The 21,855-nt window shown below is 69.7% G+C and carries 24 protein-coding genes, 1 tRNA gene and 1 other RNA gene; 16 read left to right on the top strand and 10 right to left on the bottom strand.

Annotated elements, in window-relative coordinates; translation table 11 throughout:
* Nucleotides 1–63: 63 nt before the first annotated feature.
* Both I4U41_RS10650 and I4U41_RS10645 read right to left on the bottom strand, forming a co-directional pair.
* On the bottom strand, nucleotides 64–414 hold the full coding sequence (locus I4U41_RS10650; RefSeq protein WP_206861100.1) for a hypothetical protein: 351 nt from the start codon (nucleotides 412–414) through the stop codon (nucleotides 64–66).
* Entirely contained in the window at nucleotides 414–1,517 is a 1,104-nt protein-coding gene (locus I4U41_RS10645) for a glycosyltransferase family 9 protein (protein WP_320415177.1), read from the bottom strand. The genes I4U41_RS10650 and I4U41_RS10645 overlap by 1 nt, the downstream gene beginning before the upstream one ends.
* Before the next feature lie 22 nt (nucleotides 1,518–1,539).
* Between I4U41_RS10645 and I4U41_RS10640 the strand changes: the two genes are divergently transcribed.
* The 7 genes from I4U41_RS10640 to I4U41_RS10610 all read left to right on the top strand — a co-directional run bounded on the left by I4U41_RS10640 (nucleotide 1,540) and on the right by I4U41_RS10610 (nucleotide 6,503).
* Nucleotides 1,540–2,289 (top strand): 3-deoxy-D-manno-octulosonic acid kinase, encoded by a 750-nt coding sequence (locus I4U41_RS10640; RefSeq protein WP_206861098.1) that lies wholly within the window; start codon nucleotides 1,540–1,542, stop codon nucleotides 2,287–2,289.
* Nucleotide 2,290: 1 nt separating this feature from the next.
* Nucleotides 2,291–3,049 carry an MBL fold metallo-hydrolase gene (locus I4U41_RS10635; protein WP_206861097.1) on the top strand — a complete coding sequence of 253 codons (759 nt, stop codon included), beginning with the start codon at nucleotides 2,291–2,293 and terminating at the stop codon, nucleotides 3,047–3,049.
* Nucleotides 3,046–4,080, top strand: a complete 1,035-nt coding sequence (moaA, locus tag I4U41_RS10630) for a GTP 3',8-cyclase MoaA (RefSeq protein WP_206861096.1) — start codon at nucleotides 3,046–3,048, stop codon at nucleotides 4,078–4,080. The genes I4U41_RS10635 and moaA overlap by 4 nt, the downstream gene beginning before the upstream one ends.
* 175 nt (nucleotides 4,081–4,255) lie before the next feature.
* The gene (moaC, locus tag I4U41_RS10625; RefSeq protein ID WP_206861095.1) at nucleotides 4,256–4,744 is read left to right on the top strand and encodes a cyclic pyranopterin monophosphate synthase MoaC; all 489 of its coding nucleotides are present in this window, start codon (nucleotides 4,256–4,258) and stop codon (nucleotides 4,742–4,744) included.
* Nucleotides 4,741–4,983 carry a MoaD/ThiS family protein gene (locus tag I4U41_RS10620; protein ID WP_206861094.1) on the top strand — a complete coding sequence of 81 codons (243 nt, stop codon included), beginning with the start codon at nucleotides 4,741–4,743 and terminating at the stop codon, nucleotides 4,981–4,983. The genes moaC and I4U41_RS10620 overlap by 4 nt, the downstream gene beginning before the upstream one ends.
* Nucleotides 4,984–5,050: 67 nt before the next feature.
* Nucleotides 5,051–5,476 (top strand): molybdenum cofactor biosynthesis protein MoaE, encoded by a 426-nt coding sequence (locus I4U41_RS10615; protein ID WP_206861093.1) that lies wholly within the window; start codon nucleotides 5,051–5,053, stop codon nucleotides 5,474–5,476.
* A 19-nt stretch (nucleotides 5,477–5,495) separates the two neighbouring features.
* Nucleotides 5,496–6,503: a YVTN family beta-propeller repeat protein gene (locus I4U41_RS10610; RefSeq protein WP_320415176.1), complete on the top strand. Its 1,008-nt coding sequence runs from the start codon at nucleotides 5,496–5,498 to the stop codon at nucleotides 6,501–6,503.
* Between the two features lie 296 nt (nucleotides 6,504–6,799).
* Here I4U41_RS10610 and ffs read toward each other — a convergent pair.
* Nucleotides 6,800–6,896, bottom strand: an RNA gene (gene ffs / locus I4U41_RS10605) — signal recognition particle sRNA small type.
* 58 nt (nucleotides 6,897–6,954) lie between these two features.
* Nucleotides 6,955–7,047, bottom strand: a tRNA-Ser gene (locus tag I4U41_RS10600).
* Between the two features lie 145 nt (nucleotides 7,048–7,192).
* Here I4U41_RS10600 and dnaX point away from each other — a divergent pair.
* From dnaX to I4U41_RS10580, 4 genes are all read left to right on the top strand, one after another.
* Nucleotides 7,193–9,064: a DNA polymerase III subunit gamma/tau gene (dnaX, locus tag I4U41_RS10595; protein WP_206861092.1), complete on the top strand. Its 1,872-nt coding sequence runs from the start codon at nucleotides 7,193–7,195 to the stop codon at nucleotides 9,062–9,064.
* Between the two features lie 62 nt (nucleotides 9,065–9,126).
* Complete coding sequence (locus I4U41_RS10590) at nucleotides 9,127–9,447, top strand: YbaB/EbfC family nucleoid-associated protein (protein ID WP_206861091.1); 321 nt, start codon at nucleotides 9,127–9,129, stop codon at nucleotides 9,445–9,447.
* 58 nt (nucleotides 9,448–9,505) lie between these two features.
* Nucleotides 9,506–10,102 carry a recombination mediator RecR gene (gene recR, locus I4U41_RS10585; protein WP_206861090.1) on the top strand — a complete coding sequence of 199 codons (597 nt, stop codon included), beginning with the start codon at nucleotides 9,506–9,508 and terminating at the stop codon, nucleotides 10,100–10,102.
* Nucleotides 10,103–10,184: 82 nt separating this feature from the next.
* The gene (locus tag I4U41_RS10580; protein WP_206861089.1) at nucleotides 10,185–10,535 is read left to right on the top strand and encodes a histidine triad nucleotide-binding protein; all 351 of its coding nucleotides are present in this window, start codon (nucleotides 10,185–10,187) and stop codon (nucleotides 10,533–10,535) included.
* Nucleotides 10,536–10,975: 440 nt separating this feature from the next.
* Here the strand turns inward: I4U41_RS10580 and I4U41_RS10575 are convergent, their stop codons facing one another.
* The 4 genes from I4U41_RS10575 to I4U41_RS10560 are packed head-to-tail and all read right to left on the bottom strand — an operon-like array spanning nucleotide 10,976 to nucleotide 15,358.
* The gene (locus I4U41_RS10575; protein WP_206861088.1) at nucleotides 10,976–11,461 is read right to left on the bottom strand and encodes a Slp family lipoprotein; all 486 of its coding nucleotides are present in this window, start codon (nucleotides 11,459–11,461) and stop codon (nucleotides 10,976–10,978) included.
* Entirely contained in the window at nucleotides 11,458–13,428 is a 1,971-nt protein-coding gene (locus I4U41_RS10570; RefSeq protein WP_206861087.1) for a transglutaminase TgpA family protein, read from the bottom strand. Before I4U41_RS10570 ends, I4U41_RS10575 begins: the two co-directional genes overlap by 4 nt.
* Nucleotides 13,421–14,371: a DUF58 domain-containing protein gene (locus I4U41_RS10565; RefSeq protein ID WP_425492574.1), complete on the bottom strand. Its 951-nt coding sequence runs from the start codon at nucleotides 14,369–14,371 to the stop codon at nucleotides 13,421–13,423. Before I4U41_RS10565 ends, I4U41_RS10570 begins: the two co-directional genes overlap by 8 nt.
* Nucleotides 14,372–14,404: 33 nt before the next feature.
* Nucleotides 14,405–15,358, bottom strand: coding sequence for an AAA family ATPase (locus tag I4U41_RS10560; protein WP_320415175.1), 954 nt, complete (start codon nucleotides 15,356–15,358; stop codon nucleotides 14,405–14,407).
* 139 nt (nucleotides 15,359–15,497) lie between these two features.
* Between I4U41_RS10560 and I4U41_RS10555 the strand changes: the two genes are divergently transcribed.
* Nucleotides 15,498–17,342: an ArnT family glycosyltransferase gene (locus I4U41_RS10555; RefSeq protein ID WP_206861086.1), complete on the top strand. Its 1,845-nt coding sequence runs from the start codon at nucleotides 15,498–15,500 to the stop codon at nucleotides 17,340–17,342.
* Nucleotides 17,343–17,348: 6 nt separating this feature from the next.
* On the opposite strand, the gene I4U41_RS10550 is transcribed toward I4U41_RS10555, so the two are convergent.
* A complete protein-coding gene (locus tag I4U41_RS10550; RefSeq protein ID WP_206861085.1) occupies nucleotides 17,349–17,933 on the bottom strand; it encodes a Maf family protein in 585 nt (194 codons plus the stop codon).
* Entirely contained in the window at nucleotides 17,930–18,289 is a 360-nt protein-coding gene (locus I4U41_RS10545; RefSeq protein ID WP_206861084.1) for a hypothetical protein, read from the bottom strand. The genes I4U41_RS10550 and I4U41_RS10545 overlap by 4 nt, the downstream gene beginning before the upstream one ends.
* A 157-nt stretch (nucleotides 18,290–18,446) precedes the next feature.
* Here I4U41_RS10545 and I4U41_RS10540 point away from each other — a divergent pair, with 157 nt between their 5' ends.
* The 4 genes from I4U41_RS10540 (at nucleotide 18,447) to fabD (ending at nucleotide 21,789) form a co-directional block, all read left to right on the top strand.
* Nucleotides 18,447–18,965: a YceD family protein gene (locus tag I4U41_RS10540; RefSeq protein WP_206861620.1), complete on the top strand. Its 519-nt coding sequence runs from the start codon at nucleotides 18,447–18,449 to the stop codon at nucleotides 18,963–18,965.
* Between the two features lie 19 nt (nucleotides 18,966–18,984).
* On the top strand, nucleotides 18,985–19,179 hold the full coding sequence (gene rpmF, locus I4U41_RS10535) for a 50S ribosomal protein L32 (protein WP_206861083.1): 195 nt from the start codon (nucleotides 18,985–18,987) through the stop codon (nucleotides 19,177–19,179).
* Between the two features lie 211 nt (nucleotides 19,180–19,390).
* A complete protein-coding gene (locus tag I4U41_RS10530) occupies nucleotides 19,391–20,371 on the top strand; it encodes a beta-ketoacyl-ACP synthase III (RefSeq protein ID WP_206861082.1) in 981 nt (326 codons plus the stop codon).
* A 461-nt stretch (nucleotides 20,372–20,832) separates the two neighbouring features.
* The gene (fabD, locus tag I4U41_RS10525; RefSeq protein WP_320415174.1) at nucleotides 20,833–21,789 is read left to right on the top strand and encodes an ACP S-malonyltransferase; all 957 of its coding nucleotides are present in this window, start codon (nucleotides 20,833–20,835) and stop codon (nucleotides 21,787–21,789) included.
* Nucleotides 21,790–21,855: the final 66 nt, after the last annotated feature.

Genomic DNA, 21,855 nt, shown 5'->3' with positions numbered 1-21,855 from the left:
CGGCAGCGCCGCTCAAACTTGCCGAAGTGGGTCGCGCGGACGCGGTTCGAACCTGCGTCTCGCTTATCTCGTCAACGCGTAAACCGCCACCCCGAATCCCAGCACCGCCGCCGTCGCCGCCACGCCCGCCACCCACTGCATCACGTGCAGGTGTCGCTCGTGTTCGGCCTGCTGCCGTCGCAGCTCGACCAGCGTGGACTCCAGCTGCGCGGACGCCTGCTTCAGCGCCGACAGCGTCTGCTCCATCTCGCCGGCGAGCGTCTTGATCGCCTGGTCGTTGTGATCGACCGCGTCCTGCAGTTCGCGGATCTGCTGCGGGATCTGCGACGGCTCGCGACTGCGGGTGAACATGGGGCGCGCGGCGCGGATGAGTTCCGGCAGCAGCGGCGCGACGACGGTGAACCAGGCGGCCATCAAACGTTCTCCTGCGATGACGGTGTCGGGTGATCGGCGCAGTAACGCTCGAACGCGGCGATGGCGTCGTCGACGGTGATCAGGTCCATCACGCCGGCATGCTCGATCTTCGTGCCCCAGCGCAATTCGGATGCGGGTTTCCCCAGGTATTTGCGCGCGGCATCGTCGTAGCGGTCCACGCAGTAGCGGCGATCGCTGTACGGACCGCTGCGCGCGGGATTGCTCGCCGCGTGCAGCCCCAGCACCTTGGTGCCCATCGCATTGGCGATGTGCATCGGGCCGGAGTCGGGCGTCATCAGCAGTTGTCCGCGTTCGAGCAGCGCGGGCAGTTGCTTGAGCGTGTCCTTGCCGATGAGGTCCAGCGCCGGATGCGTCATCGAAGCGAGGATCGCATCGCCGGTGGCGCGTTCGAGTTCGCTGCGACCGCCGCACAACACGACGCGCCAGCCGCGCCCGGCGGCGTGATCGGCAAGCACCGCGAGCCGCTCGGCCGGCCAGTTGCGCAGCTCATGGCTCGAACACGGGGAAATGAGCAAAGTCGGCACAGCGGCCTGCGGCCACTGGGCACGTGCCCATTCGCGGGCGTCGTCGGGCACCGGAAGATCCCATCGCACATTGTCCTGACGCAGGCCCAGCGGCTCGCAGAAGCTGCCGATGGCATCGAGCACGTGGATGCCCGGACGATCGGGAATGCGCTCGTTGACGAACACCCCGTGCAGATCCTTCGAACGTGAGCGGTCGTAGCCCACGCGCCGGCGCGCCGGGATGAAGGCCGACAGCAGGTTCGCGCGCGCGGCGACCTGCATCTGCAGCAGCACGTCGAAGCGGCGTGCCGCGCCCAGGCGTTCGCGCAATTCGCCGCGCAGCGCGCGCATGCCGGCCAGGCCGGTCTTCTTGTCGTACTCGACGAACTCCACGCCGGGCAGGCCGGCGAGCAGGCGGTGCTCGCCCTTGCCGATCACCCAGGTCAGGGACACCTGCGGCCACGCGGCCTGCAGCGTGCGCACGAGGGGCACGACGTGGGTCACGTCGCCCAGGGCGGACAGGCGCAACAGGCAGATCGAAGCGGGCGCCGGGGGTGCATTGGAGGAGGCAGCGGACACGTGAATTGCTAGACTCGCGCGAATGACGGGGTTCGATGCTGCCGAAGAGTTGACGCCGTTCCGCGACGACAGCGGGTACGGAGCCATTCTGTTCGACCGAAACCGGGTGCGGCAAGCGAGCCCGGAATGGTTCATGCCGTCGTTCTGGCAGCAACGCGCACGTCCGGTGGAAAGCGGCGGCCGGGGCGGCGCATGGTTCGTCGACGCCCCGTTCGGCCCGGCCCTGTTGCGCCGCTACCTGCGCGGCGGGCTGGTGGCGAAGGTGAGCCGCGACCGCTACTGGTGGCGCGGCGCGGCCAGCACGCGTAGCTTCGCCGAGTTCCGCCTGACCCGCGCCATGGCCGACAAGGGCGTGCCCGTGCCCCGGCCCATCGCGGCCTGCTACCGCCGCGACGGCCTGTTCTATCGCTGCGCGATCCTGCTCGAACGCCTCGACGACGTGCGCTCGCTCGCCGATCGCGCCGCCGTGGCCGGCGACGGCGCGCCCTGGGAAGAGGCCGGCCGGCTGATCGCCCGCGCCCATCGCGCGGGGCTGGATCACGCCGACCTCAACGCCCACAACCTGTTGTTCACCACGACCGGGCGAGGCTGGATCATCGACCTCGACCGCGGTCGCGTCCGCATCCCCGCCACCGGCTGGCGCGAGCGCAATCTCGCGCGACTCAAGCGCTCGCTGCTGAAGCTGCGCGGGAAGCGCGCCACCGCGGACGTCGAGCGCGATTACTCCCGCCTGCGCGCGGCGTACGATCGGGCCTGGGAACGAGGCTACTGAGATGACGTGGCAACTGCGTCTGCATGGCGTCGGCAATGCGTCGGCGGTCGAGCTCGGTTCGGCGATGGCGACCATCGAGCGCGACGGCGCGCCGTGGCTGACCATCGACTGCGGCGGCGAAGGCCTCACCGCGTACCAGGCGTATTACGGCGACATGCCGCACGCGCTGTTCGTCACGCATACGCACCTGGACCATGTGGCGGGGTTCGAGCGTCTGTTCGTGTCCAGCTATTTCGACGATGCTCGCCGTGGCCGCGTGCGTCTGTACGTGCCGGCGCCCGTGGTGCCGCTGCTGCACCAGCGCGTGGGCGATTACCCGAACGCGCTGGCCGAAGGCGGGGTGAATTTCTGGGACGCCTTCCAGGTGATCCCGGTCGGCGGCTCGTTCTGGCACGACGGCGTGCGGCTGGAAGTATTCCCCACGCGGCACCACTGGCCCGAAACCGCGTTCGGCCTGCGCCTGCACGGCAGCATGGTATGGACCGGCGACACGCGGCCGATCCCCGAAATGCTCGCGCGCTATGCCGACGCCGGCGAGCTCATCGCGCACGACTGCGCGCTGCACGGCAATCCGTCGCACAGCGGCATCGACGACCTGGAGCGCGAATACGCCGCCGCGCTGCTCGACCGCTGCCTGCTGTACCACTACGGCAACCGCGAGGAAGGCGAGATCCTCGCCGCGCGCGGTTATCGCGTGGCCCATCCGGGCCAGCTGGTCACGCTGCGCGAACCTTCGGCGGTACGCCCGGAAACGGCATGAACGCTGCCGCGCCAAGCCGCATCGAGCCCGCCGCGCACCCGCTGGACGTACGCGGCAGGCCCCTGCGCGACCTGCGGCTGTCGGTGATCGAAGCCTGCAATTTCCGCTGTCCGTACTGCATGCCGGCCGATCGCGTGGCGGACGATTACGGCTTTGATTCCGCCACGCGCCTGTCGTTCGATGAAATCGAGACACTGGTGCGCGGGTTTGCACAACTCGGCGTGCACAAGTTGCGCCTCACCGGCGGCGAACCGCTGCTGCGCAAGGGATTGCCGCAGCTGATCGAACGGCTGGCGCGCATTCCCGGGCTGGACGACATCGCATTGACGACGAATGGATCGCTGCTCGCCTCGCAGGCGCGCGCGCTTCGCGAGGCGGGGCTTGGACGCATCACGGTGAGCCTGGACGCGATGGACCCGGCGCGGTTCCGCGACATGACCGGCGGCCGCGGCGAACTCGCCGACGTCCTGGCTGGGCTGGAAGCGGCTCGCGCGGCCGGCTTCGAATCGATCAAGATCAACTGCGTCGTCGAGCGGGGCATCAACGACGACCAGGTGCTGCCGCTGGTTTCGCATTTCCGCGGCACGGGCCACGTCGTGCGCTTCATCGAATTCATGGACGTGGGCACCTGCAACGACTGGTCGCGCGAGCGCGTCGTACCGTCGGCCGAACTGCGCGATCGCATCGCCGCACGCTGGCCGCTGCGCGCGCTGGAGGCGAATTACCGGGGCGAAGTCGCGTCGCGTTACGCGTTCGAGGACGGGCAGGGCGAGGTGGGCTTCGTCAGCTCGGTAAGCGAGCCGTTCTGCGGCGACTGCCACCGCGCGCGCGTGTCCGCCGACGGGCGCCTGTACACGTGCCTGTTCGCGGGCGACGGGCAGGATCTGCGGCCCGCGCTGTCGCAGGGCGTGGATGCGTTGCGCGACCGTGTCGCGAACGTATGGACGCGCCGCGGCGACCGGTACAGCGAGATGCGGGGCGGTGCGGGGGCGTCGCGCAGGCATGTCGAGATGTTCCTCATCGGCGGGTGATCGAACGCGCTTGCGGACCATCGGTCCGCGCGGTCGCGAACGCGCGGCCACGGAGGGTCGGGCAGGGCGATCCGGAGCGGGGAGGTGTCGCCCTGGATGGCCTCTGCCCGCCATGCGAGGTCGTCAGTGACGGCACCGGCGTGCATCCCGCCGCTCCGGCCGCCACAATGCCCGCATGAAGAAGTCGGCGAAAACCCTTACGCACATCGACCCCAGGGGGCGCCCCGCGATGGTCGACGTCTCGGCCAAAGCGGTCACCGAACGCGAGGCGCGGGCCGAATGCCGCGTCCGCTTTCCGGCCGACGTCGCGCGGCAGCTGCGCGCGAGCGGCCTGAAGAGCGCGAAGGGCGGCATCGTCGAGACCGCGATCGTCGCCGGCACGATGGCGGTGAAGCGCACGCATGAACTGATTCCGTTCTGCCATCCGCTGCCCATCGACGGCTGTCGCATCGCCATCGACTGGGACGGCGACGCATCACTGCGCATCGAATGCGCGGTGAAGACGACGCATCGCACCGGCGTGGAAATGGAAGCGCTGACCGGCGCCACCGTCGCCGCGCTCACCGTCTACGACATGTGCAAGGCGCTGTCGCACCGCATCGTGCTGGGCCCGGCGAAACTGCTCGGAAAGCGCGGCGGCAAACACGATTTCGGAGCGATGTGATGGCGAAGGTGACCGTGCTGTATTTCGCCAGCCTGCGCGATGCGGCGGGCATGTCGTCGGAAGTCGTCGATTGCGAGGGCGACCTGCGCGCGCTCTATGGCGAACTGCGCGAACGCCACGGCTTCGCGCTGCCGGTCGAACGCCTGCGCGTCGCGGTGGACGGCGCGTTCGCGCGCTGGAGCGATGAGGCGCGCGACGGCAGCGAAGTCGCCTTCATTCCCCCGGTAAGCGGCGGGTGAGCGCACGTTCGCATCCGTCCCGCTGCAACGTGCAGCGCCTGCACACTCCAAGTGCCACACTCCCGACATGACCCGTTTTTTACTCGCGCAAACCCCCATCGACACCGCGACGCTGCGTGCCGAACTGCTCGACGATCGCGTCGGCGGTTACGCCAGCTTCGAAGGCTGGGTGCGCAACCACAACGAAGGGCGCGACGTGCTCGGCCTTCGCTACGAAGCCTATGCATCGCTCGCGCAGGCGGAAGGCGAGAAGGTGCTCGACGAGGCCTGCGCGAAGTTCGACATCCTCGACGTGCGCTGCGTGCATCGCGTCGGCGACCTCGTCATCGGCGAGATGGCCGTCTGGGTGGGCGTGAGCGCCGCCCATCGCGATGCCGCCTTCGCCGCCTGCCGCTACGTCATCGATGAAGTGAAGGCGCGCGTGCCGATCTGGAAACACGAGCGCTACGCCGAAGGCGACGCCGGCTGGCTGCATCCCGACACGAAACCCTGATCCCATTCTGGAGACCACCGTGATCCGCGATCTCGTGCTCCCGCTTGCCATTGCCGCCACGTTCGTCATGGCGCCCGCATCCGCCACCGATCTGCTGGTGGGCAACAAATCCGCTGACAACGTCTGGCGCCTGTCGACGAAGAACGGCGAGCGCGTGGCCGAGTTCGCGACGGGCCAGGGCCCGCACGAGATCGTCGTCAGCGGCGACAACCGCTTCGCGCTCGTCAGCAATTACGGCGGCGCGACGCCGGGCCACAGCATCACCGTGCTCGAGCTCGGAACCCCCGGCGGCACGCGCACGATCGATCTGGGCGGAAACGCCAAGCCGCACGGCATGCGCCTGCTGCCCGACGGCAAGCGCGCGGTCGTGACGACCGAAGGCTCGCGCAAGTTGCTGCTGGTCGACGTGGCGAACGGGCGTGTCGAACACGCGATCGACCTGGGCGACGGCCGCGGCCACATGGTCGCGCTGTCGCGCGATGGCGCGACTGCATTCGTCACCAAGATCGACACTGGCACCGTGAGCCGCGTCGATCTGTCCACGCGCGCGAAGACGCACGAAGTCCCCGCCGGCGCGGGCGCGGAAGGCGTGGCCGTGCATCCGTCGACCGGCGAGGTGTGGGTGAGCAATCGCGAAGCCGGCACGGTGACCGTGCATGATCCGAAGACGCTTGCGATCCAGCGCACGATCAAGAGCGAGGGTTTCCCGATCCGCGTCGTCTTCACGGCCGATGGCCGTCACGCGCTGGTGACGAATGCACGCGCGGCGACGCTGTCGGTGATCGATACGGACAAGTACGAAGTCGTGCACACCGTCGCCCTGTCGCGCCCTGGCGTCGAGTATCGCGAAACCATGCTGGGTAGCGCCGCGTTGCCGATCGGCGTCATCGCCGACCCGAAGCAACCGCGTGTCTATGCGGCGATCAGTGGCGGCGACGAGATCGCGGTGATCGATACGAAGCAGTGGAAGGTGGTCGACCACTGGAAGACCGGGCGTGAGCCGGACGCGTTGGGGATCGTCGAATAAGGGCGTTCGCGCGCTCGCAATTACGTCCACCGTCGCGAACATCAAAATGGGTTCCAGCTTTCGCTGGAATGACGGCTGCTTTCCGGACGGCGTTTTACCGAGGCGTGGTCAGCCTGGATCCCGGCCTTCGCCGGGATGACGGCTCCATGGAGTCGCCGTGCAGCCCACTGGAGCACCAGCCCCCTTGGTAAGGGGGCGCGCGGCAGCGCGGGGATCGGAAGCACATAGCCGGGGCCCAGGATTTTGCGAAGGCAAAATCCTGGGGTCGCAGATGCGCAGCATCCAGACGGGCGATGACCCCGCCGGCTGACCTCGGCGCCCGCGTCAGTCGATACCGTTGCTGCCTTCCGGCCCTGGCGGGGTTTTCGACCTAGCGTCGCGAGGGGCCGACGGGGCCACCATAGAGACGTTTCATTCAAAAGCCCCGCGATCGGCGGGGCTTTCGGGAATCTGGCGGAGAGAGGGGGATTCGAACCCCCGAAGCGCGGTTTAGACGCTTACACACTTTCCAGGCGTGCTCCTTCAACCACTCGGACACCTCTCCGTTTTTCCGGGAGAGGCCTGAACGCGGCGCGGGGCCAGGTCAGGGGTGCACTCCAGGGCCGTGAATTCTAGCTGCCAGGCCCGGCATGGACAAGCGACGCCTTCACGGTCGCAGTCGATGCGATGCGGCGTGGCAGAATGAGGGCATGTCCTATCTTGTCCTCGCCCGTAAGTGGCGTCCGAAGCGCTTCGCCGAGCTGGTCGGGCAGGAGCACGTGGTCCGCGCGCTCAGCAACGCGCTCGACACGGGCCGCGTCCACCACGCGTTCCTGTTCACCGGAACGCGCGGCGTCGGCAAGACCACCATCGCCCGCATCTTCGCCAAGTCGCTCAACTGCGAACGCGGCACCTCGGCCGAACCCTGCGGCGAATGCGCGGCCTGCCGCGACATCGACGCCGGCCGGTTCATCGACCTGCTCGAAATCGACGCGGCCAGCAACACCGGCGTGGACGACGTGCGCGAGGTCATCGACAACGCGCAGTACATGCCCAGCCGCGGCCGGGTGAAGGTCTACCTGATCGACGAAGTCCACATGCTGTCCAAGTCGGCGTTCAACGCGCTGCTGAAGACGCTGGAGGAGCCGCCGGGGCACGTGAAGTTCCTGCTGGCCACGACCGACCCGCAGAAGCTGCCGGTTACCGTGCTGTCGCGCTGCCTGCAGTTCAACCTGAAACGGCTCGATGAGCAGCAGATCAACGGCCAGATGACGCGGATCCTCGAAGCCGAGGGCATTCCCGCCGAGCCGGGCGCGATCCGCCAGCTCGCCAAGGCCGCCGACGGCAGCCTGCGTGACGGCCTGTCGCTGCTGGATCAAGCCATCGCCTACACGGGCGCGAGCGCGGGCGCCGACGGCGGCGTGCTCGCCGACGCCGGCGTGGCGGCGATGCTGGGCACGGTCGACCGCACCCGTGTCGGCGCGCTGCTCTCGGCGCTGGCCGAAGGCGACGGCGAGCGCCTGCTGGCCGAAGTCGCGACGCTCGCCGAATTCTCGCCCGACTGGGGCAGCGTGCTGGATGCGTTCAGCGACGCGCTGCACCGCGTGCAGGTGCGCCAGCTGGTGCCGGAAGCGCAGGTCGAGGCCGACGGTGTCGATCTCGATGCGCTGGCGGGCCGACTGCGCCCGGAGGTCGTGCAACTGTGGTACCAGATGGCCCTCAACGGCCGGCGCGACCTGCCGCTGGCGCCGAGCCCGCGTGCCGGCTTCGAGATGAGCCTGCTGCGCATGCTGGCGTTCCGTCCGACCGACGGCGAGGGTGCCCGTGCGGCCGCGCCGTCCTCGGGCGCCGCCCGCGAGCCGGTGCGCAGTGCGGCGTCGGCCGCGCCGCCGGCCTCGTCGCCCACGCCGCGCATGCCGCCGCCGAATCCCTTCGCCGATGCGGCTCCGCCTGCGCGCACCGCGCCGCCGCAGCGCGAAGCGCCGCGTCCCGCGCTGCAGCCGCAGCCGGCGGACGACTCACCGCCGTGGGAGGTCCCGCGCGAATCCGCACCGCGCGACATCCCGCGCGAGCCGGTCCGCGAACCCGTCCGCACTCCCGCTCCCGTCGCCGCACTGGCGCCGGCCGCGCCCACCGCGGTCAGCGCGCCACCACCGTCGCGCCCCGGCTTCGTCCACGACGCGGGCATCGCCGACGCGGATGCGTGGCATTCGCTGGTGGCCAACTCCACCTTGCGCGGCCCGGCGCGCGTGCTCGCCGAACACGCCGGCTTCGTCGGTTACGCGGACGGTGTGCTGAGCCTGTCGCTGTCGGCCGACGACGACCTGCTGCGCAGCAACCAGATGACCGTGAATCTGGTCGCCGAGGCGCTCGCGCCGGCGCTGGGCGTCACGCCGCAGATCCGTTTCGTCGAGGCCGCGCGCCCGGCCGAGTCGCTGCGCGAGCGCAACGAGCGCGCGCGCGATGAGCGCCAGGCCAATGCCGAAACCGCCTTCATGAACGATCCCGACGTGCAGCGGTTGATTTCACAGCACGGCGCGAAGGTCGTGCCGGACTCGATCCGTCCCTACGACGAGAACTGACCCGCCGCGCCCGCTCGCGCGGGCCGCGGCCATAACGCCCCCACAGGAACACGAGAACGAACATGCGTGGAAACATCGCCCAACTGATGCAGCAGGCGCAGCGGATGCAGGAAAACGTGCAGCGCGCGCAGGAAGAACTCGCCAAGCTGGAAGTCACCGGCAACGCCGGCGGCGGCATGGTCAGCGTGACCATCTCCGGGCGCATGGAGTGCCGCAAGGTGCGCATCGATCCCAGCGTGCTGGGCGACCAGGAAATGGTCGAGGACCTCATCGCCGCCGCGTTCAACGACGCGGTCAACAAGGTCAACCAGGAATCGCAGGCGAAGATGTCGGCCGCCACCGCCGGCATGCCGATCCCGCCCGGCATGAAGATGCCGTTCTGATGATCGCGACCGCCGCCGCGCCGGCCCGCGCCGGCGCGAACGGCCGCGTGCGCACCGCATGACGTCCTCCCTGCTCGAACAACTGATCGACGCGCTGCGCGTGCTGCCCGGCGTCGGCCAGAAATCCGCGCAGCGCATGGCCTACCACCTGCTCGAACGCGAACGCGCCGGCGGCCAGCGCTTGGCCGCCGCGCTCGCCGACGCGGTGGAGAAGATCGGCCATTGCGCGCGCTGCCGCGACTTCAGCGAAACGCCGGTGTGCGCCACCTGCGCCAGCGCCGCGCGCGACGCGCACCAGCTGTGCGCGGTGGAATCGCCGGCGGACCGGCTGGCGATCGAGCAGGCCACGGGCTATCGCGGCCTGTATTTCGTGCTGCAGGGGCGGTTGTCGCCGCTGGATGGCATCGGCCCGCGCGAACTCGGCCTGGACACGCTCGCCGCGCGACTGGCCGAAGGCGAGGTGCAGGAACTGATCATCGCCACCAATCCGACGGTCGAAGGCGAGGCGACCGCGCATTACCTCGCGCAGCTCGCGCGCAAGCACGACGTGCGGCCGAGTCGCCTCGCGCACGGCGTGCCGCTGGGCGGGGAGCTGGAGTATGTCGATCGCGGCACGTTGTCGCATGCGTTCGGCAGCCGCAGCGAGATGGAGTAGGGCGTTCGGGGCCGGGGTTCGAGCAGGCGGTGCGTCGGGCGTATGCTGCGCATCGAACCCCGAACATTCATTGCGAACGCCCATGTCCGAGACCATCTTCCACAAGATCATCCGCCGCGAGATTCCGGCCGACGTCGTCTTCGAAGACGACCACCTCATCGCGTTCCGCGACATCGCGCCGCAGGCGCCGGTGCACGTGCTGTTCGTGCCGAAGACCGACATCGCCACGCTCAACGACCTGAAGGAAGACCAGGCCGCGGTCGTTGGCCGCCTCGCGCACGCTGCGGCGGAATACGCGAAGCGCGAAGGCTTTGCCGAAGACGGGTACCGCATCGTCATGAACTGCAATGGGCATGGCGGGCAGACGGTGTTCCAGATCCACCTGCATCTGCTGGCAGGCGCGCCTTTGGGGCGGTTCGGGACGTCGCGGTAAGCGGTCGGGGTCGCGCCCGAGACTCCCTACGCTGCGAATGCAGGGGTGGGGAGGGATGTTTGCGAGACACCGGCGCGCATCCCGACGAACGCTATCGGGCTAGCCCCGATGGCCGCGGGGGAGGGTGAAGTGGCGCGTTGCTCTCGCCTGATTCGAGCGTGACAGCTCCCGGGTGCGCTTCGCTTACCCGGGCTACAAGAACTGCGGGGTTCGTGTGGCGAAATCACGCATTGCAAGCGTCGACGTGGCCGCACGTTCCGACCTCAACCCAACTCGCCGCAAATCCGGGTTGTAACGAGCACAGAGAAGGCCCGCTTTGGCGGGCCTTCCTGTGTATGCAACCGGGTTCCAGCTTTCGCTGGAATGACGGCGGTGTAGTTCGATGCGCCGCGGATGGCGGCCTCACCGGGATCACGCTTTTTCTCGACTCCCGAATCAACTCACCACCAACCCCACCACGGCCACGGCGCCGGGTACTGCACCACGTCCACGGTCTCGCGCACAGGCCACAGGTAGACCACGTCGGCTTCCACGCGCGGGAAGCGGTAGTCGTATTCGCCGATGCGGCGGTTCTCGTAGCCGGCGATGCGGCCGACGAAGGTCACTTCGCGGTTCTTCTCGAACACCGCCGGATCGTAGAACCCGGTGCGGCAGGCGAGGAAGCGGCCGCCGGTGTCGTCGCTGCCCCAGTACGGACGCGCCGAGTCGTTGAGGAGCGTGGAGATCATCTCGAAGCAGGTGCGGTTCGGCTGCGGCTCGACGCTGACGATGCGCCCGCCCCAGCGCACCGTCGCGCCGGTGCTGTCGGTCGCCGCCGCTTCGCGCGGGGTGATCGGGTTATAGGCGCCTTGCAGCGGCTGCGGCGCCGACACGCACGCGGTCAGCAGCGTGGCGCCAAGGGCGAGTAGGGCGAGACGGACGTTCATCGGCGTTCTCCTGGAGAATTCGCGGGCGGTCGATGCGCGCGCAACGCCTTGGCCAAGGCGCGGGCCGAACGTCCCCCCGGTTCGGCATCAGCGTACCGCCAATCGCTGAAACGTTGGCTGAGCATGCCCAGTTCCGCGGCAAGGTCCGGACGCGCGCCGGCCACGCGGGACACCCACGCCGACGCCGGCTCGCTCGGCTCGCGCTCCAGCCCGAAGCGGCGATAGCGGCGGCCCAGTCGATGCCACGCGCGCAACACCGGGTCGCGTTCGCGCTCGCTGCGCCGGCTGAACCACACCATCCACAACACGCCCAGCACCATCGTGCCGACCAGCAGGGCGGTGAGCGTTCCCCAGTCCAGCCGATCCACGCCGAGCGGGCTGAGCAGGCGTTGCTGGCGCTGTGCGTCGAAGGAGACGACGAAGTCGTTCCAGCCGCGCCGCACCCAGTCGCTCACGTCGAACAGCGAACGCACGCCCTGCAATCCGGTGCCGCCGAGCGCGCGCGAATCCAGGGTGTCGTAGATGCGTTCCGGCGCGACCGCCGCGGTCGGATCCACCCGCACCCAGCCGCGACCGCGCAGCCACACCTCGGCCCAGGCGTGCGCGTCGGAGCGACGCACGAGCCAGTAGTCGCCGAGCGGATTCCGATATCCGCCGGTATAGCCGGTGACCACGCGCGCCGGAATTCCCGCCGCGCGCATCAGCACGACGAAGGACGAACTGAAGTGCTCGCAGAAACCGGCCTTCTGGTCGAACAGGAATTCGTCCACCGAATGCCGGCCGAGCAGCGGCGTTTCCAGCGTGTAGGCGAAGTCGCGACGGATCCACAACAGCGCGCGTTCGACGATCGCCGCGTCATTGCCGCCGCCCGCCTCGGTGCGCCATTGGCGGGCGAGGGCGAGCGTGCGCGGGTTGAAGCCCGCCGGCAGGCCCAGCGCGAACTGGCGCACGGCGGGCGAGAGGTCGGCCTCGTACCGCGCGGGCGGCGCCGACTGCACGCGCCAGCGGCTGATCGCGCCGAGTGGCCGGAAGGTCTGCAGCGCGTGGTCGGGATTGAGGTAGGAGCCCGACGGCGCATCCAGCGGCAGGTCGAGCGCGACGAGCTGCCGGTTGTCGGTGGGCTCGACTTCCATCTCGTAGTCCCAGCGCTCGCGGCCCGGCTCGGCGAGCGTTTGCGGCTGGCCGGGGCGCCAACGCGGCTGCGTCCAGGTGCGTCCGTCGAATTCCCACAGCACCGGCCCGCGCCAGTACATCTGCGAGGTCGGCGGCGTCGAGCCGAAGAAACGCACGCGCAGCGCGGGCGTGTCGTCGGTCATCAGATCGATCCACTCGCCCGGGCTCATCCGGTCCGACAAACCGGTGCGCGCCATGGCGCGCTCGGGGATGCCCCACATCGGAGACGACACGCGCGGGAACAGCCAGAACGCCGCCAGCGCGATCGGCAGGCCGAGGCCGACCAGTCGCCCGATGCCCGCGAGACGCCGGCGGGGACCCACGGGCGCGAGATCGCCGGATTCCAGTTCCGCCATGCGTTGCAGCGTCGCCAGCACCAGCAGCGCGGCGACGAGACCGAATGTCAGCGACAACGGCCCCTGGTCGAGCAGGAAGGTCGCGAACGGCGCGAACAGCGCGAAGCCCATGAGGCTGCGGCCATCGCGCAGGGTGAAGGTTTCCGCCGGCTTGATCGCGAGCATCGCCGCGAGCAGCGCGCAGCCGGTGTCGCGACCGATCGAGAAACGGCTGAGCGTGATGACCAGCGCGATCAGCGCGAGCGCTATCAGCAACCGCAGCAATCCCGGGAGTGGTCGACGCCAGGACAGCGCGGCCACGCCCACCGCGCTTGCGGCGATGCCGCCGGCCAGCTGCGGCGGCAGTTGCAGCAACAGCGGCAGCAGGCAGACACCGGTGGTCCACAGCGCCCAGCGCCGCGTGCGGTCGTCCAGCGGGAGCGGTGCGTGTCTAGGCATGCGGCATCAGCGCGAGCGCGCGCAGGCAGGCGTGGCGGTGGAGCGGCCCGCGATCCGGGCCGAGTGGCGACTGGCCCGGCAGGCGCAGCCGGTAACGACGACCTTCGCGTTCGGCCTCGTCGATCCAGCGTGCCAGCCGCGAGATGCGCGCCTCGTACGCGATGCCGGTCGTCGCCTGCCAGTCGAGCACGATTTCGGCGCCGAGCGGTTGTTCGAACTCGCGCACCATCAGCGCATCGCGGCGTGCGGAGGACTTCCATGCGATCGCGCGCGGCGCGTCGCCCGCGCGATAGGCGCGCAGGTGATGCACGTCGTCGCCGGCGGGATGCAGCCGCGCCTGCGCGCTTTCGCCGCGACCGCCGGGCAGCGGCGGGCCGTGCGGTTCTGGCGTGGGATAGACCAGCAGCGGCGTTTCCGGCCACACATAGGCCCATGCGCGCGCAAGACCCAGCGGACGCGTGGTGGACAACCGCAGCTTGGGCACGTCGAACCAGCCGCGGCGCTCGGTCGGCAGCAGCAGTTGCGCTTCGCCCGCGCCCTTGTCGAGGTTGAGCACGGCCGGCTCCGCGTCGAACAGGCCGTCGTCGTCCACGCGCAGGCCGCGTCGCGTGCGGCCGGGATCGGCACGCGCATGCAGGCGCAATTCCAGCGGCGAGCCGGCGGCGACCGGTTCGGCATCGGCGGCGACGAGTTGCAGGTCCGACAGTTGCATCTGCGCGCCGACCAGGCTCGCCAGGCCCGCGCCGCCCAGCAGCAGGCCGAGCAGCAGCGCCGGGTTGTTGTTGTAGTTGAGCGCGCCCAGCAGCATCGTCATCAGCGCGACCCCGTAGAACAGGCCGAACGACGTGGGCAGCACGTAGATGCGACGCCGGTGCAGGCGCGCGGGCAGGGCTTCGGGATCGCGCGGTCGCGTGAACACCATCGCGATCGCGTGGGCGCGCAGGTACAGGCGCCGTGCAGCGGCGATGGGCACGGATCAGTCCACCGGCACCGCGTGCAGGATCGCCTTCGCCAGCGCCGCGTCCTTGCCGGCATCGACCTCGGCCACCAGGCGATGCGCCGCCACCGCCGGGAACAGCGCCTGCACGTCTTCCGGCAGCACGTGCGCGCGGCCGAGCAGCAACGCATACGCGCGCGCCGCACGCAGCAGCGCGAGTCCCGCGCGCGGCGAAAGCCCCACGCGCACGCCCGGATGGCGCCGGCTGCGCGCGAGCAGCGCCTGCACGTAATGGATGAGCGCATCGCTGGCGTGCACGTCCTGCACGGCGCGACGCGCGGCGAGCACGTCTTCCGCGCGCAGTTGCGGCGCCGCACGCGCGATGAGGTCGCGACGGTCGGTGCCGGCGAGCAGGTCGCGTTCGGCGGCTTCGCCCGGGTAACCCAGGCTCAGGCGCAGCAGGAAGCGGTCGAGCTGCGAGTCCGGCAGCGGATACGTGCCCGACAGATCCACCGGATTCTGCGTGGCGATCACGAAGAACGGCTCGGGCAGCGCGTGCGTCGTGCCGTCGACGGTGACCTGGTACTCGGCCATCGCTTCCAGCAGCGCGCTCTGCGTGCGCGGCGGCGCGCGGTTGATCTCATCCGCCAGCAGCACCTGGGCGAACACCGGGCCGGGGTGGAACTGGAACTGGCGCGATTGCGGATCGAACACCGACACGCCGACCACATCCGCCGGCAGCAGGTCGGAGGTGAACTGCACGCGCTGGAATTCCAGCCCCAGCGTCGCGGCGAGCGCGTGCGCCAGCGTGGTCTTGCCCAGGCCGGGCAGGTCCTCGATCAGCACGTGCCCGCCGGCGAGCAGCGCGACGAACGCCAGGCGTACTTCGTGCGGTTTGCCCAGCACGAGCTCGTTGACCTGTGTCTGCGCGCGGTCGAGGGATGCGCGGAGGCCATCGGTTAGCATGGCCGCCGTCGAAAGGGATACCGCCATCGTGCGTGTCTCCTGGAATGTTTCAGTGGTGCGCCGCGCGGGCCGGCGGATCGCCGGCGGACTCCCCTCCGCGTGGCGGCCGGCCATCGAATCCTGCCGGCCCACCGATCTCCCCCGAGTGTAGCGAGGTCACGAACGGATGCGGGATGCAGTGCAGGCGCGACGTGCCTTTTGGGTGCTGTGGGTCTCGGTTCTGGCGGTGAAGCTGCTCATCGCCGCGCGTCTGCCGCTGTTCGTCGACGAAGCCTTCTACTGGCAGGAAGGCCAGCACCTGGCCGCCGCGTACTCGGACCTGCCGGGCCTGACGGCGTGGTTGACCCGCCTGGGCATGGCCTTCGGCGAGGGCACCTTCGCGCTGCGTTTGCCGTTTGTGCTGATTGGCGCGTGCGTGCCGCTGCTGATGGTGCACGTGACATCGCGCGAGTTCGGCGCGAAGGCCGGCTGGGAGGCGGGCACGCTGACGCTGTTGCTGCCGCTGGCGGGCGCGCTCGGCCTGATGGCGCTGCCCGATGCCGCGATGGCGCTGGCGACGCTGTTGTGCATGGACGCCGGCGCGCGCCTGCTGCGCCAGGTCACGCCGCAGGCGGCGCTCGAACTGGCGGCCGGACTCGCGCTCGGCGCGCTGTGCCATTACCGGTTCATCGCGGTGATCGTGGTCGGCTTCGTCGCGTTGCTGATGCTGGCCGATGGCCGCCGCGCGCTGCGCGACGTGCGCGTGATGGTCGCCATCGCCTTCGGCGCATCGGCGTGGGCGCCGCTGGTGGCCTGGAATCTCGACAACGCCGATGCCGGCCTGCGCTTCCAGCTCGTCGATCGCCACCCGTGGGCGTTCCACGCGGACGGCATCGCGTTCATCGGCATCCAGGCGCTGCTGGTCACGCCACTGCTGTTCGCGGCGATGGCGGTGGCGGCGCGGCGCGGGCTGGTCTGCGGGTCCACGGTGTCGCGCTACTTCGCGCTGCTGGGCACGGGCGTGGTGGCCGGTTTCTTCGCGCTGGGATTCTTCGCCGACACCGAGCGCGTCAGCTTCCACTGGCCCCTGCCGGGCTACCTCGCGCTGCTGCCGCTGGTGCCGGCGGTGCTGGCCTCCTGGCCGCGCGCGTGGCGCCTGGCGACGATGGCGCTGGCGGGCATCGGTCTGATGGCGAACCTGGGCTACTACGTCGCCGTATCGAGCGCGCACTCGCGCGAGGCGAGCGCGGCGGAGAAGTGGTATCCCTCGAACTTCGCCGGCTGGGAAACGCTGGCCGACGCCGTGCGCGGGAAGTTGCGCGCCATGCCCGAGGGCACGCGCGTGGTCGCCGACAACTTCAAGATCGGCGCCGAGCTCGGCTTCGCGATGGGCGATCCGCGCATCCCGGTGCTCGATCATCCGATCAACCTCAAGCATGGCCGCGCGCCGCAGTTGCGCCTGTGGGGCCTGCATACGCCGGGACGTGCCGAATGGGGCGCCGCGCCCGTGCTGCTGGTGGTCGGCGCCACCGAAGTGAAGTACCGCGATCTCCCCGATCGCTACCACGCGCTGTGCCGGATGGTCGGCCCGCTGCCGCCGCCGGAGGTGCTCAACATCGATCACGGGCGCCAGCGTTTCATGCTGTTCGCGCTGACCGGCAAACCCGCCGCGGGCCCGTGCGTCACGCCGTCGATGGCATGGATCGACGCGCCCGCCGCCGACGCGCGCGTGGGCCGGCGCTTCGACGTGCAGGGCTGGGCGTTCAAGGACGGCGTGGGGCTGTCCGCGATGGACGTCACCCTCGACGGCGAGGTCGTCGCGCGGGCGCGATACGGGCGAGCGTTCCCCGGCCTGCAGCGCGTGTGGAAGGTGTCGAACGATCCGCAGCATCCGAAGGTGGGTTTCGATGCGACGGTCGACCTGAGCGATCGCGACATCGCGCCCGGCACGCACTGGCTCGGCCTGCGCCTGCACGGCCACGACGGCAGCGTCGAGACCTGGGCGGAGCAGCCGGTTGAAGTGACGCGCTGAGACGCGTCAGGGCAGGCGGAAGCCGGCCTGGCGCAGCAGGCGGGCGGTGGCGATCAGCGGCAAACCGATGAGCGCGGTCGGATCGCGGTTCTCGATGGCCTCGAACAGGCCGATCCCGAGCCCTTCGGATTTGAAGCTGCCGGCGCAATCGTAGGGCTGCTCGGCGCGCAGGTAGCGTTCGATCTCGTCCGGCCCGAGTGCGCGGAACCGCACGACGGTGCAGTCCATCGCTTCCAGCGGCGGCTCGCCGTCGCGCGCCAGGCACAAGCCCGTGTGGAAGCGCACGGCCTGGCCGGACATCGAGGCCAGCTGCACCGCGGCGGCCTCGTGCCCGCCGGGCTTGCCGAGCGCCCGGCCGCCGCATTCGGCGACCTGGTCGGAGCCGATCACCCACGCGCCCGGGTGCCGGGCCGCCACGTCGGCGGCCTTTGACCGCGCGAGCCGACGGGCCAGCGCTTCCGGCGCTTCGCCGGGCAGCGGGGTTTCGTCGGTGCCCGGACGTTCGGTGTCGAACGGCAGGCGCAGCCGGCCGAGGAGTTCGCGCCGGTACATCGAAGTGGAGGCCAGGATCAGCCGCGTCGGCGCGTTCATGCGAGGGGGGCGCGGGCCTGGGCGATCCGCGACAATTGCTGGTCGATGCGGCCACGTGCGGCATCGATCGAGCTTCGCACCTCGTCCAGCTGGGCCAGGCTGGCGTCCGGGCCATGGTCGCGCAGCCACAGTCGCTGGCGCAGCATCTCGCGCATGGCCTCGCCGACCGGATCGTCGCCGTCGCCGCCGGTGACCGCCTCGATTTCGGCGCGGGCCACGCGGAGCTGGGCCTCCAGCGCGTCGGCGGCGTCCAGGACGTCGCGCATGGCGCGCTCGCGCCGGCTCGGGCGGGAGCGGGAGTAGGCCAGCGCCGCGACCGCCAGGGCGGACAGCAGCAGGAGCAGGGCGATGGTCACGATCGTCGGCGCGGGAGGCGTGAATGGAAGGCTTCCAGTCTGAAGCCCCGCCCGGCGACCGGCAAATCCGGCGCGGCGAAACCGTGAACTGCACCGCTCCGGAAAGGCATGTTCAGGTTTGACAGAATGGCGCGCGATCCCTAACATTCCGCAGCTTATGTCAGCGGACCTGCCCGAGATTCTTGATGCTTGGCGCATGGTGGCGGCACGGCGCGGCGTAGAAGGCCGCCTGCCGTTGTCGGCGCTGACGCGGCTGCGGGACAGCCTGGTCGACACCCAGGGCGAGGTGCGGTTCGCGCTCGATTTCGATCGCGATTCGCTGAAGGTGCCTTATGTCGAACTGCGTATCGATGCCGAGCTGCCGCTGACCTGTCAGCGCAGCCTGCAGCGGTTCCTGTTGCCGGTGAACATCGTGCAGCGGCTCGGCCTCATCCGCGACGAAGCGGACGAAGCCGCGCTGCCGCCCGGATACGAGCCGCTGCTGGTGCCCGAAAACGGCCAGCTGCGGACCGTCGAACTGGTCGAGGACGAACTCATCCTCGCCGTTCCGGTCGTGCCGATCATGCCCGGCACGGAGGCGGTGGAAGGCGACTGGCCCGCACCCGAAGAAGGTCCGGAGCCGGAACGCGCGAACCCATTCGCTGCGTTGTCGGCATTGAAGAAACATTCGAACTAGTTTTTTTTGGAGCAAGACCATGGCTGTCCAGAAGTCCCGCGTTTCCCCGTCCAAGCGTGGCATGCGTCGTTCGCACGATGCGCTGTCCGCCAAGCAGCTGGCCACCGACCCGACCACGGGCGAGACCCACCTGCGTCACCACGTCACCGCGGACGGCTACTACCGCGGCAAGAAGGTGATCGACACCAAGTCCAAGGTCGTCGACGAAGAGTAATCTCTTCGCCCACCGCCGCTCCGCGCCCGTGATCCACGTGCGCGGATGCCGCCGGGCCGGCTGTCCGCCGCCGCAAGGCCCCGCGAGGCAGCGGTGGCCCGTGGCAGCGACCCCGATGCATTAGGGTAGCGGCGGTACGCTTCCGTCGGCTCCGCCGACGGTCCCCGGCAAGTGCCCGACAGGGCCATCACGGCTGTGCAGCGGAGTGGCGATGACGCAACAGATTTATTCCCGCATCGCGGGAACCGGCAGCTACCTTCCCGAGAAGGTGCTGACCAACGACGACCTGGCGAAGATCGTCGACACCAGCGACGAGTGGATCGCGGCCCGTACCGGCATCCGCGAGCGCCACATCGCCGCGGAAGGCGAGACCACGAGCGATCTGGCCTATCACGCCGCCATGCGCGCGCTGGAAGCGGCCGGCATCGATGCGACCGAGCTCGACCTGATCGTCGTCGGCACCACCACGCCCGACCTCATTTTTCCGTCCACCGCCTGTCTGCTGCAGCATCGCCTCGGGGCGAACGGCTGCCCGGCGTTCGACGTCAACGCCGCCTGCACGGGCTTCGTCTACGCGCTGACGGTGGCCGACAAGTTCATCCGTTCCGGCGCGGCGAAGACCGTGCTCGTGGTCGGTTCGGAAACGCTCACCCGCATGCTCGACTGGAGCGACCGCTCCACCTGCGTGCTGTTCGGCGACGGCGCCGGCGCGGTGGTGCTCAAGGCCGACACCGAAACCGGCATCCTCAGCACCCACATGCACGCCGATGGCGGCAAGAAGGAACTGCTGTGGAATCCGGTCGGCGTCTCGGTCGGCTTCAAGCCGGAAGAGCACAACGCCGGCGTGCGCGTGCTGATGACCGGCAACGAAGTCTTCAAGCATGCGGTGAAGGCGCTGGATTCGGTCGTGGAGGAAACGCTCGAGGCCAACGGCCTGGATCGTCACGACATCGACTGGCTGATTCCGCACCAGGCCAACCTGCGCATCATCGAAGCCACGGCCAAGCGCCTGGACATGCCGATGGAGCGCGTGATCGTCACCGTCGACAAGCACGGCAACACCTCGTCGGGCTCGGTGCCGCTGGCGCTGGACGAAGCGGTGCGCTCGGGCAAGGTTCAGCGCGGCCAGCTGGTGCTGCTGGAAGCCTTCGGTGGCGGTTTCACCTGGGGCTCGGCGCTGCTGCGCTACTGAGTTTCCGCGTTCGCGAAGAACATGGCGCCTCCGCTTGATGCGGAGGCGTTTTCGTTTGGGGTTCGCGTATCGCGTTCCTCACGTTGGCGACGTGGCGCGATCTGCCACGGAACAACGTCGGCTGGCGCATGCCGTGTCGGACGCTTAGCGTCTGACTGCGCGTCGGGAGAAATCCCTACTTCAGATCGAGTGTTGACGCGATTCGGCTGCGCCGGCTCGCGCGTCATGCTGTGTGCCGTAGCAAGGGACGGGGGAGGGCAGACGCGTGGCATCAACGAGAACAGGAGCAGGCCGCGTGCCCGTGAACAGCGCCGCCAGCCTTCACGGGGCGAAGCCGCCATGCCATGCAAACCGCGCGCCTTCACAGTTCCGGCACGTGGCCGGGTTCAGTACGACCCGGTACAGACGCACTAGAGCAAAGGCTCGTATCATGCGCACTCTTTTCGCAGGGACCCCGCCGAGTGACCGATTCCAACGCCCACGACGCTTCGCTCGCCTTCGTCTTCCCGGGCCAGGGCTCGCAGTCGGTCGGCATGCTTGCCGAGCTGTCCGAACTGCACCCGGTCGTGCGCGAGACGTTCGCGGAAGCCAGCGAGGGCGCGGACGCGGATCTGTGGGCGCTGAGCCAGGGCGGTCCCGAGGAAATGCTCAACCGCACCGAATACACCCAGCCGGCGCTGCTCGCCGCGGGCGTGGCGGTGTGGCGTGCGTGGCAGCAGCAGGGCGGTCGCTCGCCGGCGTTCCTCGCCGGCCACAGCCTGGGCGAGTACACGGCGCTGGTCGCCGCCGGCGCGTTGTCGCTGAAGGACGGCGCCCACCTGGTGCGATTGCGCGGGCAGCTGATGCAGGACGCCGCCCCGGCTGGAGTCGGCGCAATGGCGGCCGTGCTCGGCGCCGAGGACGCGCTGGTGCAGGAGGTCTGCGACGCCGTCTCCGGCAGCGAGGTCGTCGTTCCGGCCAATTTCAATTCGCCCGGCCAGATCGTCATCGGCGGCCATGCGGGCGCGGTAGACAAGGCGCTGGCGATGCTCGGCGAACGCGGAGTGCGCAAGGCGGTGAAGCTGGCCGTCAGCGTGCCCTCCCATACGCCGCTGATGCGCGAGGCCGCCAACCGTCTGGCCGAAGCGATGGCCGGCCTGTCCTGGCGCATGCCCGACCGGCCGGTCGTGCAGAACGTCGATGCACGCGTGCACGAAAGCGTGGACTACATTCGCGACGCGCTCGTGCGCCAGCTCTACCTGCCGGTACAGTGGACCGGTTGCGTGCAGGCGCTGGCAGGCAAGGGCGTCACGCGCATGGCCGAATGCGGCCCGGGCAAAGTGCTTGCCGGACTCGTCAAGCGCATCGACAAGGGCATCGACGCACGTGCGATCGGGGCGGTGGGCGAGCTCGAATCCGCGCGTGGCGACTGGGCCTGATGCGTAACGCGGATGGTGCGGCCGAAAACGGATCGACCCTGATCGACCGGTTCGCGCTTCCGTGCG

The organism is Lysobacter changpingensis, from assembly GCF_017308985.1.
GTDB lineage: Bacteria > Pseudomonadota > Gammaproteobacteria > Xanthomonadales > Xanthomonadaceae > Lysobacter_J > Lysobacter_J changpingensis.
This window is presented reverse-complemented; position numbering and strand designations above follow the sequence as displayed.

Excerpts from the sequence above, each read along its gene's own strand:
- I4U41_RS10650 (WP_206861100.1), bottom strand. The coding sequence starts at position 414 with ATGGCCGCCTGGTTCACCGTCGTCGCGCCGCTGCTGCCGGAACTCATC.
- I4U41_RS10640 (WP_206861098.1), top strand. The coding sequence starts at position 1,540 with ATGACGGGGTTCGATGCTGCCGAAGAGTTGACGCCGTTCCGCGACGAC.
- I4U41_RS10635 (WP_206861097.1), top strand. The coding sequence starts at position 2,291 with ATGACGTGGCAACTGCGTCTGCATGGCGTCGGCAATGCGTCGGCGGTC.
- moaA (WP_206861096.1), top strand. The coding sequence starts at position 3,046 with ATGAACGCTGCCGCGCCAAGCCGCATCGAGCCCGCCGCGCACCCGCTG.
- moaC (WP_206861095.1), top strand. The coding sequence starts at position 4,256 with ATGAAGAAGTCGGCGAAAACCCTTACGCACATCGACCCCAGGGGGCGC.
- I4U41_RS10615 (WP_206861093.1), top strand. The coding sequence starts at position 5,051 with ATGACCCGTTTTTTACTCGCGCAAACCCCCATCGACACCGCGACGCTG.
- dnaX (WP_206861092.1), top strand. The coding sequence starts at position 7,193 with ATGTCCTATCTTGTCCTCGCCCGTAAGTGGCGTCCGAAGCGCTTCGCC.
- I4U41_RS10590 (WP_206861091.1), top strand. The coding sequence starts at position 9,127 with ATGCGTGGAAACATCGCCCAACTGATGCAGCAGGCGCAGCGGATGCAG.
- recR (WP_206861090.1), top strand. The coding sequence starts at position 9,506 with ATGACGTCCTCCCTGCTCGAACAACTGATCGACGCGCTGCGCGTGCTG.
- I4U41_RS10580 (WP_206861089.1), top strand. The coding sequence starts at position 10,185 with ATGTCCGAGACCATCTTCCACAAGATCATCCGCCGCGAGATTCCGGCC.
- I4U41_RS10575 (WP_206861088.1), bottom strand. The coding sequence starts at position 11,461 with ATGAACGTCCGTCTCGCCCTACTCGCCCTTGGCGCCACGCTGCTGACC.
- I4U41_RS10570 (WP_206861087.1), bottom strand. The coding sequence starts at position 13,428 with ATGCCTAGACACGCACCGCTCCCGCTGGACGACCGCACGCGGCGCTGG.
- I4U41_RS10560 (WP_320415175.1), bottom strand. The coding sequence starts at position 15,358 with ATGGCGGTATCCCTTTCGACGGCGGCCATGCTAACCGATGGCCTCCGC.
- I4U41_RS10555 (WP_206861086.1), top strand. The coding sequence starts at position 15,498 with ATGCGGGATGCAGTGCAGGCGCGACGTGCCTTTTGGGTGCTGTGGGTC.
- I4U41_RS10550 (WP_206861085.1), bottom strand. The coding sequence starts at position 17,933 with ATGAACGCGCCGACGCGGCTGATCCTGGCCTCCACTTCGATGTACCGG.
- I4U41_RS10540 (WP_206861620.1), top strand. The coding sequence starts at position 18,447 with ATGTCAGCGGACCTGCCCGAGATTCTTGATGCTTGGCGCATGGTGGCG.
- rpmF (WP_206861083.1), top strand. The coding sequence starts at position 18,985 with ATGGCTGTCCAGAAGTCCCGCGTTTCCCCGTCCAAGCGTGGCATGCGT.
- I4U41_RS10530 (WP_206861082.1), top strand. The coding sequence starts at position 19,391 with ATGACGCAACAGATTTATTCCCGCATCGCGGGAACCGGCAGCTACCTT.